We start from the raw sequence: 12,188 nt of genomic DNA, 5'->3' as shown, positions 1-12,188 counted from the left end.
TCACTCTCGCAGGTCTGCCGGTACGGCGGTGGGGACTCTGCCCCAGGACTCGAGGATCAGGCGCACATTGTGCAGCTGAGAGGCGACGTAGGTGGCACCGTCGCTGCCGGCCGGGCCGAGGGAATCGCCATACAGGGCGTCGTCGCCGGAGTACACGGTGACGCCGGCCTGCCGGGCGATCGTGTCGGCGGCCTTGGGGCTGATCGAGGCCTCGGAGAACACGGCCTTGACGCCGGTGGCCTTGATCTTCGTGACGAGTTGGTCGATTTCGGTTGCGCTCGGTTCGGCGTTGTCGTCGAAGCTCGGGATCACGCTGCCGACGTAGGTGATGCCGTATGCGGCCGTGAAATAACCGAAGGCGTCGTGGTTGCTGACGAGAAGCCGCTCCGCGGCGGGGACCGGGTCGATGTTCGTGCGGATCCAGCCGTCGAGCGCTGCGAGCGTGCTTCCGTAGCCGGCGGCGTTGGCCGTGAAGGCAGCTGCCCGGTCGGCGTCGGCGGCACTCGCGGCCGCGAGACCGGCGGCGATGGTGCGGGTCATGGCTTCCGCGTTCGCGACGTCGGTCCAGATGTGCGGGTTGCCGCCCGCGTGGTCGTGTGCGGCATCCGCCGTGTGGGGGGCCTCGTCGTTTCCGGCGCCGCTCTCTGCGATCGTGATGCCCGCATCGGAGTCGATCGTGACGCCATGGAAGCCGGAGGCGTCGATCGCGTCGGTGAGCCATTCCTCGAGGCCGACGCCGTTGATGACGAGCACATCGGCGCGGCCGAGGGCGGTCAGGTCGGCCGCGGACGGGTCGTAGCTGTGCGCGCTCTGGTTCGGCTGGATGAGCTGGGTCAGCGTGACGCCCGGGGCATCCCCGATCACGTTGCGGGCAAGGTCGGCGGCCTGGGTGGTTGTCGCGACGACCCGGAGGTCGCCCGATGCTCCTCCGGAGCCTCCGGCCGAACCGGGCGTCGTGGCCGAGCATCCGCTGAGGGTGAGCGCGGCCGCGGCCAGGAGCGCGGGTACGAGGATTTTCGAGGGGGTCACGTAAGCGACGCTATCCCTATTGATAATGATTGTCAAAACCATTAGGTGGGCTCGCCACCGCTTGGTGGCTGGCGGGCTAGACGACGCCGGAGGTGCCGAGCAGGGACCCGATCAGGAAGGTGACCACGAGCGCGGCGGCGCCGCCGAGCACGACGCGGATGATCGCCCGCAGCTTGGGGCTGCCGCCGAGGTGGGCGCCGGTCGCGCCGAGGGCGGCGAGGGCGACGAGCACGGCGCCGAAGGTGATCGGGATGCGCACACTCGCGGGCAGGAGCAGGATCGCCAGGAACGGGAGCAGCGCGCCGAGGGTGAACGCCGCGGCGGAGACCCAGGCGGCATGCCAGGCGCTGACGACGTCGTCTTCCGTGATGCTGTGCTCGGCCAGCAGGTGGGCGCGCACAGGGTCGATCGCGGTGAATTCCGTGGCGACCTGGCGGGCGGTCGCGGGCGCGAGGCCCTGCTTTTCGTAGAGTTTCGCGAGTTCCTCGAGCTCGCCCTCCGGGTCGATGCTCAGTTCGTGCTTCTCGCGCGCGATCAGGGTGCGCTGGCTGTCGCTCTGGCTGCTGACGGAGACGTATTCACCGAGGGCCATCGAGATCGCCCCGCCGACGAGACCGGCTGTGCCGGCCGCGGCAATGACTGCGGTCGAGCCGCTCGCGCCGGCGACGCCGACGACGAGGGCTGCGACGGAGACGATACCGTCGTTGGCGCCGAGCACCCCGGCGCGAAGCCAGTTCAGGCGGCCGGCGTGGCTCTCGGTGCGCTTCCGGTCGTCGGCTGCGGCTTCGACCGCAGGAGCGACGGGGGCGATTCTGGCGGGGGCGATGGAGGTCATTGGAACATCAGACCACAGGGAATCCACGTCCGCCAGCGTGGAAAGCCTTACCTCACCAGCGCGTTAAAGAGCTGGTGAGGTAAGCCTTCCCAAAGTCTGAACCCGCTATTCGAGGAGGAGGGCCGGTTCCTCGATGATGCTCGCGACATCCGCCAGGAAGCGGCTCGCCACGTCTCCGTCGACGACCCGGTGGTCGAAGCTCGCGCCGATGGTCGTGACCTGGCGCACGCGCACCTCGCCGTCGACGACCCAGGGCTTGGGCTTGATCGTGCCGAGGGCGACGATCCCGGCTTCGCCGGAGTTGAGGATCGGGGTGCCGGTGTCCATGCCGAAGACGCCGATGTTCGTGATCGTGATCGTGCCCCCGGCCTGGTCTGCCGGCGTCGTCTTGCCGTCGCGCGCCGTGAGGGTGAGCGTCTCGAGGGCGCGAGCGAGCTCGAGGAGGCTCATGTCCTGGGCTTCCTTGACGTTCGGCACGATCAGCCCGCGCGGGGTGGCCGCGGCGATGCCGAGGTTCACGTAGTGCTTGATGATGATTTCCTGATCGGTGAAGACCGAGTTCACGGTGGGGTTGCGGCGCACGGCCCAGATCATCGCCTTGGCCATGATCAGCATCGGCGAGACCCGCACCCCGGCGAAGTCGGTCGAGGCCTTGAGGCGCTTGACGAACTCCATCGTGCGCGTGGCGTCGACGTCGACGAACAGGCTGACGTGCGGCGCGGTGAACGCGCTGCCGACCATGGCCTGCGCGATCGCCTTGCGCACGCCCTTGACCGGGATGTGCTCCTCACGGTCGCTCGGCCACTCGGGCGTCTGGATGTTGCGGAACACGCTCGCCTGGGTCGCCCCGCGCAGCACGTCCTCGCGGGTGACGTCGCCGACGGGGCCGGTCGCCTCGACGAGGGCGAGATCGACGCCGAGGTCCTTCGCGAGCTTGCGAATCGGGGGCTTGGCGATGACGGGACCGGCGGATGCCGCGCGCGGCGCCCGCGCCTGGGCTGCGGCGGCCGGCCGGGGCGTTTCGATCGCGGGAGGAGCGATCGAGGCGTGCGGCGCGGCACCGTCGGATCCCCGACGGCGACGGGTCGGCACGCTCGGAGCGGCTCCCCGACCGACGAGCACCTTCGGCTCCTCAGCGGTGATGGTCGACCCGGTGTCGAGGGCTGCGCCGGCCAGCTCGGTGACGTGTGCGGCGGGGACCTGTCCTGCTCCGGCATCCGCCGTCACGGCAGCGGGAGCAGCGGCCGGAGCCGGACTGACGGCTGCGGGCTCCTCGGCGGGGACGATGGTGATGATCACCGTTCCGACGTCCACGGTCGTTCCGACCTCCACGAGGATGGCGCCGACGACGCCGACGAACGGAGACGGCAGTTCGACGAGCGACTTGGCCGTCTCGATCTCGACGAGCACCTGGTTGATCGACACGGTGTCGCCGGGGGCGACCCGCCACTCGACGATTTCAGCCTCGGTGAGGCCCTCACCGACATCGGGAAGGGTGAAGTTCAGGACGCTCATCTGGATTCCTTGCTGTGGGTCATGCGAGGTGCGGGGCGGTGCATGTCAGTAGGCGAGGGAACGATCGACCGCTTCGAGGACCCGGTCGGGGGACGGCAGGAAGTGGGTCTCGACGGCCGCGGGCGGGAAGGGGGTGTCGAAGCCGGAAACCCGCAGCACGGGAGCCTCGAGGTGGTAGAACGAGCGCTCCGTGACGGTCGCCGCGATTTCCGAGCCGACGCTCACGAAGCCGTATGCTTCCTGGGCGACGACCAGGTGGCCGGTCTTCTCCACGGAGGTGAGGATGGGGCCGTAGTCGATCGGGGAGATCGAGCGCAGGTCGATGACCTCGATGCTGATGCCCTCGACCGCGGCGAGTTCGGCGGCCTGCAGCAGGACAGTGACCATGGCGCCATGGCCGACGAGGGTGACGTCGGAGCCGGCACGGACGACCCGGCTCGCGTGCAGGGGAATCCCGCTCGCGCCGAAACGGACCTCGCCCTTGGGCCAGTAGCGGCTCTTCGGCTCGAAGAAGATGATCGGGTCGTCGGAGGCGATCGCCTCCTGCATCATCCAGTAGGCGTCGTGCGGGTTCGAGGGGCTCACGACGCGCAGGCCCGGGGTGTGCGCGAAGTACGCCTCCGGGCTCTCCTGGTGGTGCTCGATCGAGCCGATGTGTCCGCCGTAGGGAATCCGGATCACGACGGGCATCGTGACCTGGCCCTCGTGCCGGTTGCGCATCCGGGAGAGCTGGCTGGTGATCTGGTCGAAGCCGGGGAAGACGAAGCCGTCGAACTGGATCTCGCAGACGGGACGGTAGCCGCGGAGGGCGAGGCCGATCGCGGTGCCGACGATGCCGGACTCTGCGAGCGGGGTGTCGAGCACGCGCTTGTCGCCGAATTCGGCGTGCAGGCCCTCGGTGACGCGGAACACGCCGCCGAGCGGTCCGATGTCCTCGCCCATCATCAGGACCTTCGGATTGTCGAGCATCGCCTGCCGGAGGCCGGCGTTCAGGGCCTTGGCCATCGGGAGGTTCGCCGAGGTGGCTGGAACGGCGGATGCTGCCGCGGGCACTGCAGAAGCGGCCGGCTCCCGGACCGGGGTCTCGGTCACGATCGTGTCGCTCACGCGTCGCCTCCTTCGAAGGATGCTTCGTATCGGTCGAGCCAGGCCTTCTGTTCCTGGATCAGCGGGTGGGGTTCGGCGTAGACGTTGTCGAAGATGACGGAACGCTCGGGCGAGCGGATCTCGAGGGCGCGGCGGCGGACATCCGCTGCGTGGTCCTCGGCCTCCTCGTCGACGGCGTCGAGGAAGTCCTGCTCGACGCCGAGGCCCTGCAGGTAGGCGCGGAACCGGACGATCGGGTCTTTCGCGACCCAGGCGGCGAGTTCCTCCGGGTCACGGTACTTGGTGGGGTCGTCTGCGGTGGTGTGCGCACCGACCCGGTAGGTCATCGCCTCGATCAGGGCGGGGCCCTTGCCCGCGCGCGCGTCGTCGAGGTGCTTGGCGGTGACGGCGTAGCTCGCGAGCACGTCATTGCCGTCGACCTGGGTGCCGGGCATGCCGAAGCCGCCGGCGCGGAGGTAGAGCGGGGTGCGCGACTGCCGGGTGACCGGCACCGAGATCGCCCAGTGGTTGTTCTGCAGGAAGAAGACCTGCGGGGTCTGGTAACTCGCCGCGAAGACGAGGGCCTCGTTCGCGTCACCCTGGGAGGAGGCTCCGTCGCCGTAGTAGACGATGACCGCCTCGTCGGTTTCGGGGTTGCCGGTCGCGGTCGTGCCGTCGAGCTGCATGCCCATCGCGTATCCGGTCGCGTGCAGGGTCTGCGAGGCGAGCACGAGAGTGTAGAGATGGAAGTTGCCGTGATCCTCGGGGGTCCAGCCACCGAGGGTGACGCCGCGCAGCATCCGCAGGATGTCGACGAGGTCGAGCCCGCGGATCATGCCGACGACGTGCTCACGGTAGGAGGGGAAGACGTGGTCCTGGGGGCGGGTGGCATACGCGCTGCCGACCTGGGCGGCCTCCTGGCCGTGGCTCGGCACCCACAGGGCGAGCTGGCCCTGCCGTTGCAGGTTCGCCGCCTCCTTGTCGAAACGACGGACGACGACCATGTCACGGTAGAACCTGCGGAGGTCGTCTTCGGTCAGGCGGTCGAGGTAGGGCATGAACTCCGCCGCCGCCTCGCTCGGCTCGACGAGCCCGCTCGTCGAGAGCACCTGAACCAGGGGTGAGTCGTTCTCGCGCGCTGCCATCGTACTAACCTAGCCGCCGGGCCGAATGCCCTATTGGTAGATTTTGTACAAGTTCCGCGCAGGTTCGCAGTAGTTCTTCCACAGATTCTTCCTCGCCAATTGAGATCCGGATCCCCTCGGGGAAGGGCCGCACCACGAGTCCGGCCGCACCGAGCGCCTCGGCGGCGACACCGGTTTCCGCGCCCGTCGGCAACCAGATGAAGTTGCCCTGGGGTGCGGGAGTGTTCCAGCCCTGCTCGGTGAGCGCGCGCCAGATCGTGTCACGACGGGTGCCGATGGTGCGCACCCGTTCCATGAGTTCGTCATCGACATCGAGCGATGCGATCGCGGCAGCACTGGCGACCCCCGTGACCGACAGTGGAATCGCCGTCGCACGGGCAGCGTCGAGGATCGCAACCGGCCCGAGGCCGTAGCCGACCCGGAGCCCGGCGAGGCCGTATGCCTTGGAGAAGGTGCGGAGCACGACGAGGTTCGGGTAGCGGCCCAGCAGGGAGATGCCCCTGACGGCGTCGGGGTCGGTCACGAACTCGGCGTACGCCTCGTCGAGGATGACGAGCAGCGTCGAGGGGACGACCGCCATGAAGGCCTCGAACTCCGCAGCGCGCACGATCGTGCCGGTCGGGTTGTTCGGGCTGCAGACGATGAGCACGCGGGTGCGGTCGGTGATCGCGGCGGCCATGGCGGTGAGGTCGTGGCCGTGATCCGGCCGGTTGGGCACCTGCACGCTCGTCGCGCCTGCGACGGTGACGAGGCTCGGGTACGCCTCGAAGGAGCGCCAGGAATAGACGACTTCGTCCCCTGGGCCCGCCGCGGCGAGGATGAGCTGGGAGAGCAGGGCGACGGAACCGCTGCCCACGTGCACCTCGTCCGGCGAAAGCCCGTAGCGTGCGGCGAGGCGTTCCCGCAGTTCGGACGCGGAGGCATCCGGATAGCGGTTGTACGTCGTCTCGGCGCCGACGGCAGCGATCACACCGGGCAGTGGCCCGAACGGGTTCTCGTTGCTCGAGAGCTTGAAGGCACTCGCGGCTGCCGCCTTTCCCTGCCTGTAGGCCGGGAGGGCGATGATTTCGGGGCGCAGTCGCACCGCTGACTGGTCTGTGGGGCTCACTCGGCGATTCTACGCCGGGGCGTATTCGCGCGACCGCATGAGCCGCGCGGAGACCGGGCGTGCCGCAGGCCGCGCCACCCAAGCGCAGCGCCCGGTCAGGTGCCATAGTGGTCGCATGGCCAGATTCCTGATCAAGCTCATCCTCAATGCCGTCGCCCTGTGGCTCACCACCCTCCTCGTCTCGGGAGTGAGTGTCGAACCCTATGCGCCGGACACCGGCGCCATCGTCGTGACGTATCTCCTCATTGCCCTCATCTTCGGTCTCGTCAACGGCGTGATCGGCGGTTTTGTGCGTGTCATCGCCTTCCCGCTCTACGTTCTGACCCTCGGCCTCCTCGCGCTCATCGTCAACGGCCTGCTCCTCATGCTCGTGGCCCTGATCTCCGACGGCCTCGGCTTCGGCTTGCATGTCGACGGCTTCTGGACCGGGGTGCTCGGGGCACTCGTTCTCGGCATCATCAGCTGGCTGCTCGGCGTGCTCGCGCGTCCCGCCACCGGCCGCCAGTAACCCACCCCCGCACCTGGTTCACGGCCCGGGTTCACGGCCCGCCCGAGGTCACCCGGTCACGCGGATGCCGCGCCACCGGGTGACCTCGGCCGGTCCGGTTGCGCCGACCCCGGCCAGGGTGTCCCGGAAGCGCAGCAGGTTCGGCTCCGCCGACCCGTCCATCAGGCGGGCGGTGGCCTGGTAGCTCGTGAGGGAATGCGCAGGCAATGCCTGCCCTGCCGGCGCCTCACCGGCGGCGAACGCCCTGCTGCGCACGAGGACCCGGTCGTCGACCCCTGGCGGCATGCCGCCGAACGCCGGAACGATGTCGTCGGTGTGCTCGACGGTGACGGCCTCCACCCCGGCCGGAATGGAGAGCGCTGCCGTCGGGCCGCCGAAGGAGGCGACACCGACGGTGTTGAATTCTCCGGACTCCGCGAGCTGGACCGCGATCTGACCGCCGAGGGAGTGCCCGACCGGGAGCACCGGGTCCTGCGGCTGGACACCGGCGGCGTGCATCGCCTCGACGACGGCGCGATACGAACCGGAGGGGCCGAGGTTGCCTGGGCCCGAACCCGCGTCGCCCGCCGCAGCGCCGGCGACATCGCTGGTCAGGTCGAACGGCTGCCCTGTGCCGGTCGGGTCCCACTCCGCGGTGCCGCCGACATAGACGATCCAGGACGGCGGGGAGCCAGCGTTACCGGCGTAGCGCTCGATCCGGATCTGCGGACCGTCGGCCCTCGCGTCGGGGATCCGCCGCGCGAGCTCCCCGAAACCGTCAGGGGGCAGGGCCGCGAGGACGGCCGGATGCACCGGGCTCCCGGTCTCGGTCACCCGGTGCACGCTCACCGGCGTCTCCACGAGCAGGCCGAACGGACGGACCAGGAGCAGCGCCGCCCCGGCGACGGAGGAGACTCCGAGCAGGCCGAGTCCCTCGTCGCCCAGTTCGAGTGCTGCGGGAAACGGCAACCCGAGCGCGCCGACGGCCGCGTCGTCGGCGGAGGACACGAGCACGCGCACCGCGGCGACGACGGCCGGGTCGCTCAACAGTCCCGGGTTCGCCTGGAACCAGGCCGCGACCTCCGCCAGGCTCCCTCCGGCCACAGAGTCGCCGAAGAGCGCCCGGCTCACGAGGCCGCCGAGGACGAAGGCCGCGAGGTTCGGCAGCGCACCGAGGATCATCAGCGGGGCTGCACGCCCCACGAGGTAGCCGAGCCACGCTCCCGCGACGCCGCTCGCCCGCTCGACCACCCGTTCGACGCGCCCGTATCCTTCCGCGGCCGTCAGGAGCGCGTCGGCGAGCGCCCTGCTCCGCTCGCTGATGTCGGCGAGCACGGTGTCGGTCCGCAGGATGCCGAGGCCCGGGTCGGCGTCCGTCCAGCGCACGGCGGGGGTCGGCGAGGACTCGAGCGCCCGGATCCGGGCGAGCCGGGCGCGCCAGGACTCGGATTCCGTCTGGAGCGCCCGGAGCACGGCCGCCTCGGCGAGAACGGCGTCCGTCGCGACGAGGGTTCCACCACCGCCGGAGATCAGTAGTCCCTCGCCGGACCCCGGCCCGCTCACTCCGACCAGCCTCCGGGGGTCGCCCGGGCTCCGCCCGGTGCCTGCGGCACCGACGTCGTCGCAGCGGCCGCTGCCGTCACCTCCTCGGCCGCGAGTTGAGCCTTCACACTGTCGATCCGCGCGAGCACCGCCGTGAGGGTCTCCTCGATGCTCCGCTCCGCCCCGGCCAGGAGCGCGGCGAGTTCCCAGCGGCGGTCGAGGTAGGCGCGCTGCGCCTCGGAGCGCCACTCTGCCGGGGCGCCGGCGGGGAGAAGCCGGCGCGCCGCGAGGGCGATGTCGTCGGCCAGGGTGCGCAGCAGCATCCGCTGGTGCCGCAGTTCGGTCAACCGGTCGGTTTCCGGCGGATACTGCCACCACTGCATCGGCCTGCCCTTCCGCGAGGCCGACCCGGCGGGCCCCGACAGACCGATCCTGTGCGCCACTACCCTCCGGAGCGCCCGCCGACGGGAACCCGGGGAAAGCGAAGTCCCCCGAGCAGGTGTGGAGGAGGCAAAAGTGACGGACAATGGAGCCATGACCTTCTCGGCGATCCGCCCCGACGAGGCGACGCCCTTTCGGATCATCTTCGTCTGCACCGGCAACATCTGCCGCTCGCCGATGGCGGAGATCACCCTGCGCGACCTGGTCACCCGGTCCGGGCTCGGCCGGCTGATCTTCACGAGCTCTGCGGGCACCGGCGACTGGCACGTCGGCGAGCAGGCGGATGTCCGCACGGTCGCCGCCCTCAAACGGCAGGGGTACGACGGCAGCCACCATCGCGCCCGCCAGTTCGACCCGGTCTGGTTCAGCGATTACGACCTCGTCGTCGTGCTCGACCGCACCCAGGAGCGCATCCTGCGCAACTGGGCGGTGAGCGACCGGGACAGGAGCAAGGTGCGCCTGCTGCTCAGCTTCGACCAGGAACAGGCGTCCCTGCACGACGTGCCGGACCCGTACTATTCCGACGATGCGTTGTTTGACTCGGTATTGGGCATGATTGAGAAGGCAAACCTCGCGCTCTTCGCGCAACTAGAGCCCGCAATTCGACAGGGAGTCCGATGAGTCCACTACCCCCCCAGGTCCTCAGCCCGCTAGACGGCCGCTACCGGGCCGCCGTCACCGAACTCGGGGAGTACCTGTCGGAGGCCGGACTCAACCGCGCGCGGGTGCACGTCGAGGTCGAGTGGCTGATCACCCTCACCGATCGCAGCCTGTTCGGTTCCACTCCGCTCGACGCCGGACACAAGGCCTCGCTGCGCGCCCTCGTCACCGGCTTCGGCCAGGCCGAGATCGACGAACTCGCCGTTCTCGAGGCCACCACCCGCCACGACGTCAAGGCGGTCGAGTATCTCGTGCGCCGCCGCCTGACCACGCTCGGCCTCGACCGGATCAGCGAGCTCACCCACTTCGCCGCGACGAGCGAGGACATCAACAACCTCGCGTACGCCCTCACCGTGAGCTCCGCCGTGCGCGAGGTCTGGCTGCCCAAGCTCCGCGCGACCATCGGACTGCTCCGGCTGCGCGCCCTCGAATACCGGGCGGATGCGATGCTCGCCCGCACCCACGGCCAGCCGGCAACGCCGACGACCGTCGGCAAGGAGATCGCGGTCTTCGTGTACCGGCTCGAGCGCCTGGCCGCGCAGGTCGAGGCCAACGACTATCTCGGCAAGTTCAGCGGTGCGACCGGAACATTCGCGGCGCACGTCGCCGCGGATCCCACGATCGACTGGCCGGCCGTGTCCCGCGCCTTCGTCGAGGGCCTCGGGCTGACCTGGAACCCGCTCACGACCCAGATCGAATCGCACGACTGGCAGGCCGAGCTGTACTCGAAGGTGTCCCACGTCAACCGGGTGCTGCACAACCTCGCAACGGACGTGTGGACCTACATCTCCCTCGGCTACTTCCGGCAGATCCCTCAGGCCGGCGCGACCGGCTCATCGACGATGCCGCACAAGATCAACCCGATCCGCTTCGAGAACGCCGAGGCGAACCTCGAACTGTCCTCGGCGATCCTCGACTCGCTCGCCGCGACCCTGGTCACCTCGCGCATGCAGCGGGACCTGACCGATTCGACGACCCAGCGCAACATCGGCGTCGGCTTCGGCCACTCCCTGCTCGCCCTCGACAACATCGTGCGCGGGCTCGGCGAGATCGACATCGACAGGGCCCTGCTCGCTCACGATCTCGACGTCAACTGGGAGATCCTCGGCGAGGCCATCCAGACCGTGATCCGGGCGGAGGTCTCGGCCGGCCGGTCGACGATCGCAGACCCGTACGCGCTGCTCAAGGAGCTCACCCGTGGCAAGCGGATCAACCAGGCCGACCTCGTCGCCTTCGTCTCCGGGCTCGAGATCGGGGAGGACGCCCGGGCCCGCCTGCTCGCGTTGACTCCCGCGGCATACGTCGGCCTCGCCGACAGTCTCGTCGACTACCTCGGCTGACCGGCTTAGGGCTGCTGGCCCTTGTCCTGCTCGTCGATGTCGGTCTTTTCGGCGTCGTTGGGCTTGATGTTGAGCACGAGCATCGCGATCACGACGAGCACGACGATGAACGCGATGCCGAACCCGACCAGGGCGAGCAGCGGCTCCCTCGTGCTCATCAGCACGACGAGCCCGAGGAAGAGGGCCATCACGCCGGCGAGGCCGACCAGTTCGAGCGGCTTCAGTACTTCGGAGCGGCTGGGCTTGCGCGGCGTGTTCTGGGTCACTGAGTGTCCGAATCGTTGGGTGCTGCGGGGTGAATCGAGTCGAGGGGGACCTGGGCGGCGCCGGCCGCCACGGCCCACTTGAGTGAGAACGCTGCGATGCCGAGGTAGACCGCGAGCATCACGAGATAGGCGCCAAGCAGGCCGACGGAGACGACGACGTTCGGCGGCAGCACCAGCACAACGATCGCGAACAGCACGGTCGCCGCGCCCATCACGAGCCAGTCACGGTCTGCCGGGTCCCTGCGCCGGGCACGGATGCCGCTCGACAGTTCCAGGAAGCCGGTCACGATGCCCCAGACCGTGACGAGGTAGAGGAAGAAGCCGAGCCCCCCGCCGTGGAAGCCGAGCGCGAGCGCCCCGGCTACGACACCGGCGACGCCCTGCACGAGGAAGGCGCTGCGTTCACGGGAGTCTGCGAGAGTGCGGCGGCTCAGCACGGCGACGGCGACGCCACTCACGAAGGCGAAGGCGCCGAACACCACGAGCCCGAAGTCCGGGGAGTGGTTCGCGGTGAAGGTGATCAGGATGGCCGGGACGACGGCGATCGCAGCGCGCACGAGGGGCACTGTCCAATACCCCGCGGTGCGGTGGTCCGTGCGGGCGTTGTCGGGTGCGTCGGCCATGCGAAGACCCCTTTCCTGCCTGCGGCTTCCTGCCGGTAGCGGATGCTCGTTGTCGGGTAGCGAGACTGGCCAAGTCTACGCGGGCCGGCTCGGAGCATCCGCTCGGTGACA

13 protein-coding genes are annotated in these 12,188 nt (G+C 69.6%); 3 read left to right on the top strand and 10 right to left on the bottom strand.

Annotated features, from left to right (window positions below):
* The 6 genes from E3O50_RS03890 to E3O50_RS03865 form a co-directional block, all read right to left on the bottom strand.
* Complete coding sequence (locus E3O50_RS03890) at positions 1-1,029, bottom strand: metal ABC transporter substrate-binding protein (protein WP_198413584.1); 1,029 nt, start codon at positions 1,027-1,029, stop codon at positions 1-3.
* A gap of 76 nt (positions 1,030-1,105) precedes the next feature.
* Positions 1,106-1,864, bottom strand: a complete 759-nt coding sequence (locus tag E3O50_RS03885) for a VIT family protein (protein ID WP_134448506.1) — start codon at positions 1,862-1,864, stop codon at positions 1,106-1,108.
* Between the two features lie 105 nt (positions 1,865-1,969).
* Complete coding sequence (locus tag E3O50_RS03880; RefSeq protein WP_134448508.1) at positions 1,970-3,379, bottom strand: dihydrolipoamide acetyltransferase family protein; 1,410 nt, start codon at positions 3,377-3,379, stop codon at positions 1,970-1,972.
* Positions 3,380-3,424: 45 nt separating this feature from the next.
* A complete protein-coding gene (locus E3O50_RS03875; protein WP_134448648.1) occupies positions 3,425-4,384 on the bottom strand; it encodes an alpha-ketoacid dehydrogenase subunit beta in 960 nt (319 codons plus the stop codon).
* A 98-nt stretch (positions 4,385-4,482) separates the two neighbouring features.
* On the bottom strand, positions 4,483-5,610 hold the full coding sequence (gene pdhA, locus E3O50_RS03870; RefSeq protein WP_134448510.1) for a pyruvate dehydrogenase (acetyl-transferring) E1 component subunit alpha: 1,128 nt from the start codon (positions 5,608-5,610) through the stop codon (positions 4,483-4,485).
* 4 nt (positions 5,611-5,614) lie between these two features.
* The gene (locus tag E3O50_RS03865; protein ID WP_241975189.1) at positions 5,615-6,718 is read right to left on the bottom strand and encodes a histidinol-phosphate transaminase; all 1,104 of its coding nucleotides are present in this window, start codon (positions 6,716-6,718) and stop codon (positions 5,615-5,617) included.
* 115 nt (positions 6,719-6,833) lie between these two features.
* On the opposite strand from E3O50_RS03865, the gene E3O50_RS03860 reads away from it, so the two are divergent.
* A complete protein-coding gene (locus tag E3O50_RS03860; protein WP_134448512.1) occupies positions 6,834-7,226 on the top strand; it encodes a phage holin family protein in 393 nt (130 codons plus the stop codon).
* Between the two features lie 48 nt (positions 7,227-7,274).
* Here the strand turns inward: E3O50_RS03860 and E3O50_RS03855 are convergent, their stop codons facing one another.
* Together E3O50_RS03855 and E3O50_RS03850 are read right to left on the bottom strand one after the other, a co-directional pair.
* Complete coding sequence (locus E3O50_RS03855) at positions 7,275-8,768, bottom strand: hypothetical protein (RefSeq protein WP_134558130.1); 1,494 nt, start codon at positions 8,766-8,768, stop codon at positions 7,275-7,277.
* Positions 8,765-9,130 (bottom strand): hypothetical protein, encoded by a 366-nt coding sequence (locus E3O50_RS03850; protein WP_134558129.1) that lies wholly within the window; start codon positions 9,128-9,130, stop codon positions 8,765-8,767. The genes E3O50_RS03855 and E3O50_RS03850 overlap by 4 nt, the downstream gene beginning before the upstream one ends.
* Before the next feature lie 151 nt (positions 9,131-9,281).
* On the opposite strand from E3O50_RS03850, the gene E3O50_RS03845 reads away from it, so the two are divergent.
* Positions 9,282-9,809 carry a low molecular weight protein-tyrosine-phosphatase gene (locus E3O50_RS03845; protein ID WP_134558160.1) on the top strand — a complete coding sequence of 176 codons (528 nt, stop codon included), beginning with the start codon at positions 9,282-9,284 and terminating at the stop codon, positions 9,807-9,809.
* Positions 9,806-11,188, top strand: coding sequence for an adenylosuccinate lyase (purB, locus tag E3O50_RS03840; protein WP_134558128.1), 1,383 nt, complete (start codon positions 9,806-9,808; stop codon positions 11,186-11,188). Before E3O50_RS03845 ends, purB begins: the two co-directional genes overlap by 4 nt.
* Positions 11,189-11,193: 5 nt before the next feature.
* On the opposite strand, the gene E3O50_RS03835 is transcribed toward purB, so the two are convergent.
* The gene (locus E3O50_RS03835) at positions 11,194-11,454 is read right to left on the bottom strand and encodes a hypothetical protein (protein WP_134448521.1); all 261 of its coding nucleotides are present in this window, start codon (positions 11,452-11,454) and stop codon (positions 11,194-11,196) included.
* A complete protein-coding gene (locus E3O50_RS03830) occupies positions 11,451-12,077 on the bottom strand; it encodes a DUF308 domain-containing protein (protein WP_134448523.1) in 627 nt (208 codons plus the stop codon). Before E3O50_RS03830 ends, E3O50_RS03835 begins: the two co-directional genes overlap by 4 nt.
* Between the last annotated feature and the right edge of the window lie 111 nt (positions 12,078-12,188).

The organism is Cryobacterium sp. MDB1-18-1, assembly GCF_004402735.1.
In the GTDB taxonomy this organism is placed as follows: domain Bacteria; phylum Actinomycetota; class Actinomycetes; order Actinomycetales; family Microbacteriaceae; genus Cryobacterium; species Cryobacterium glucosi.
The sequence above is the reverse complement of the archived record's forward strand: the minus strand, read 5'-3'. Positions and strand labels throughout refer to the sequence as shown.

What these genes read in the sequence shown, in the direction of transcription:
- E3O50_RS03885 (WP_134448506.1), bottom strand. Translation starts at nt 1,864, where the DNA reads ATGACCTCCATCGCCCCCGCCAGAATCGCCCCCGTCGCTCCTGCGGTC.
- E3O50_RS03880 (WP_134448508.1), bottom strand. Translation starts at nt 3,379, where the DNA reads ATGAGCGTCCTGAACTTCACCCTTCCCGATGTCGGTGAGGGCCTCACC.
- E3O50_RS03875 (WP_134448648.1), bottom strand. Translation starts at nt 4,384, where the DNA reads ATGGCCAAGGCCCTGAACGCCGGCCTCCGGCAGGCGATGCTCGACAAT.
- pdhA (WP_134448510.1), bottom strand. Translation starts at nt 5,610, where the DNA reads ATGGCAGCGCGCGAGAACGACTCACCCCTGGTTCAGGTGCTCTCGACG.
- E3O50_RS03860 (WP_134448512.1), top strand. Translation starts at nt 6,834, where the DNA reads ATGGCCAGATTCCTGATCAAGCTCATCCTCAATGCCGTCGCCCTGTGG.
- E3O50_RS03850 (WP_134558129.1), bottom strand. Translation starts at nt 9,130, where the DNA reads ATGCAGTGGTGGCAGTATCCGCCGGAAACCGACCGGTTGACCGAACTG.
- E3O50_RS03845 (WP_134558160.1), top strand. Translation starts at nt 9,282, where the DNA reads ATGACCTTCTCGGCGATCCGCCCCGACGAGGCGACGCCCTTTCGGATC.
- purB (WP_134558128.1), top strand. Translation starts at nt 9,806, where the DNA reads ATGAGTCCACTACCCCCCCAGGTCCTCAGCCCGCTAGACGGCCGCTAC.
- E3O50_RS03830 (WP_134448523.1), bottom strand. Translation starts at nt 12,077, where the DNA reads ATGGCCGACGCACCCGACAACGCCCGCACGGACCACCGCACCGCGGGG.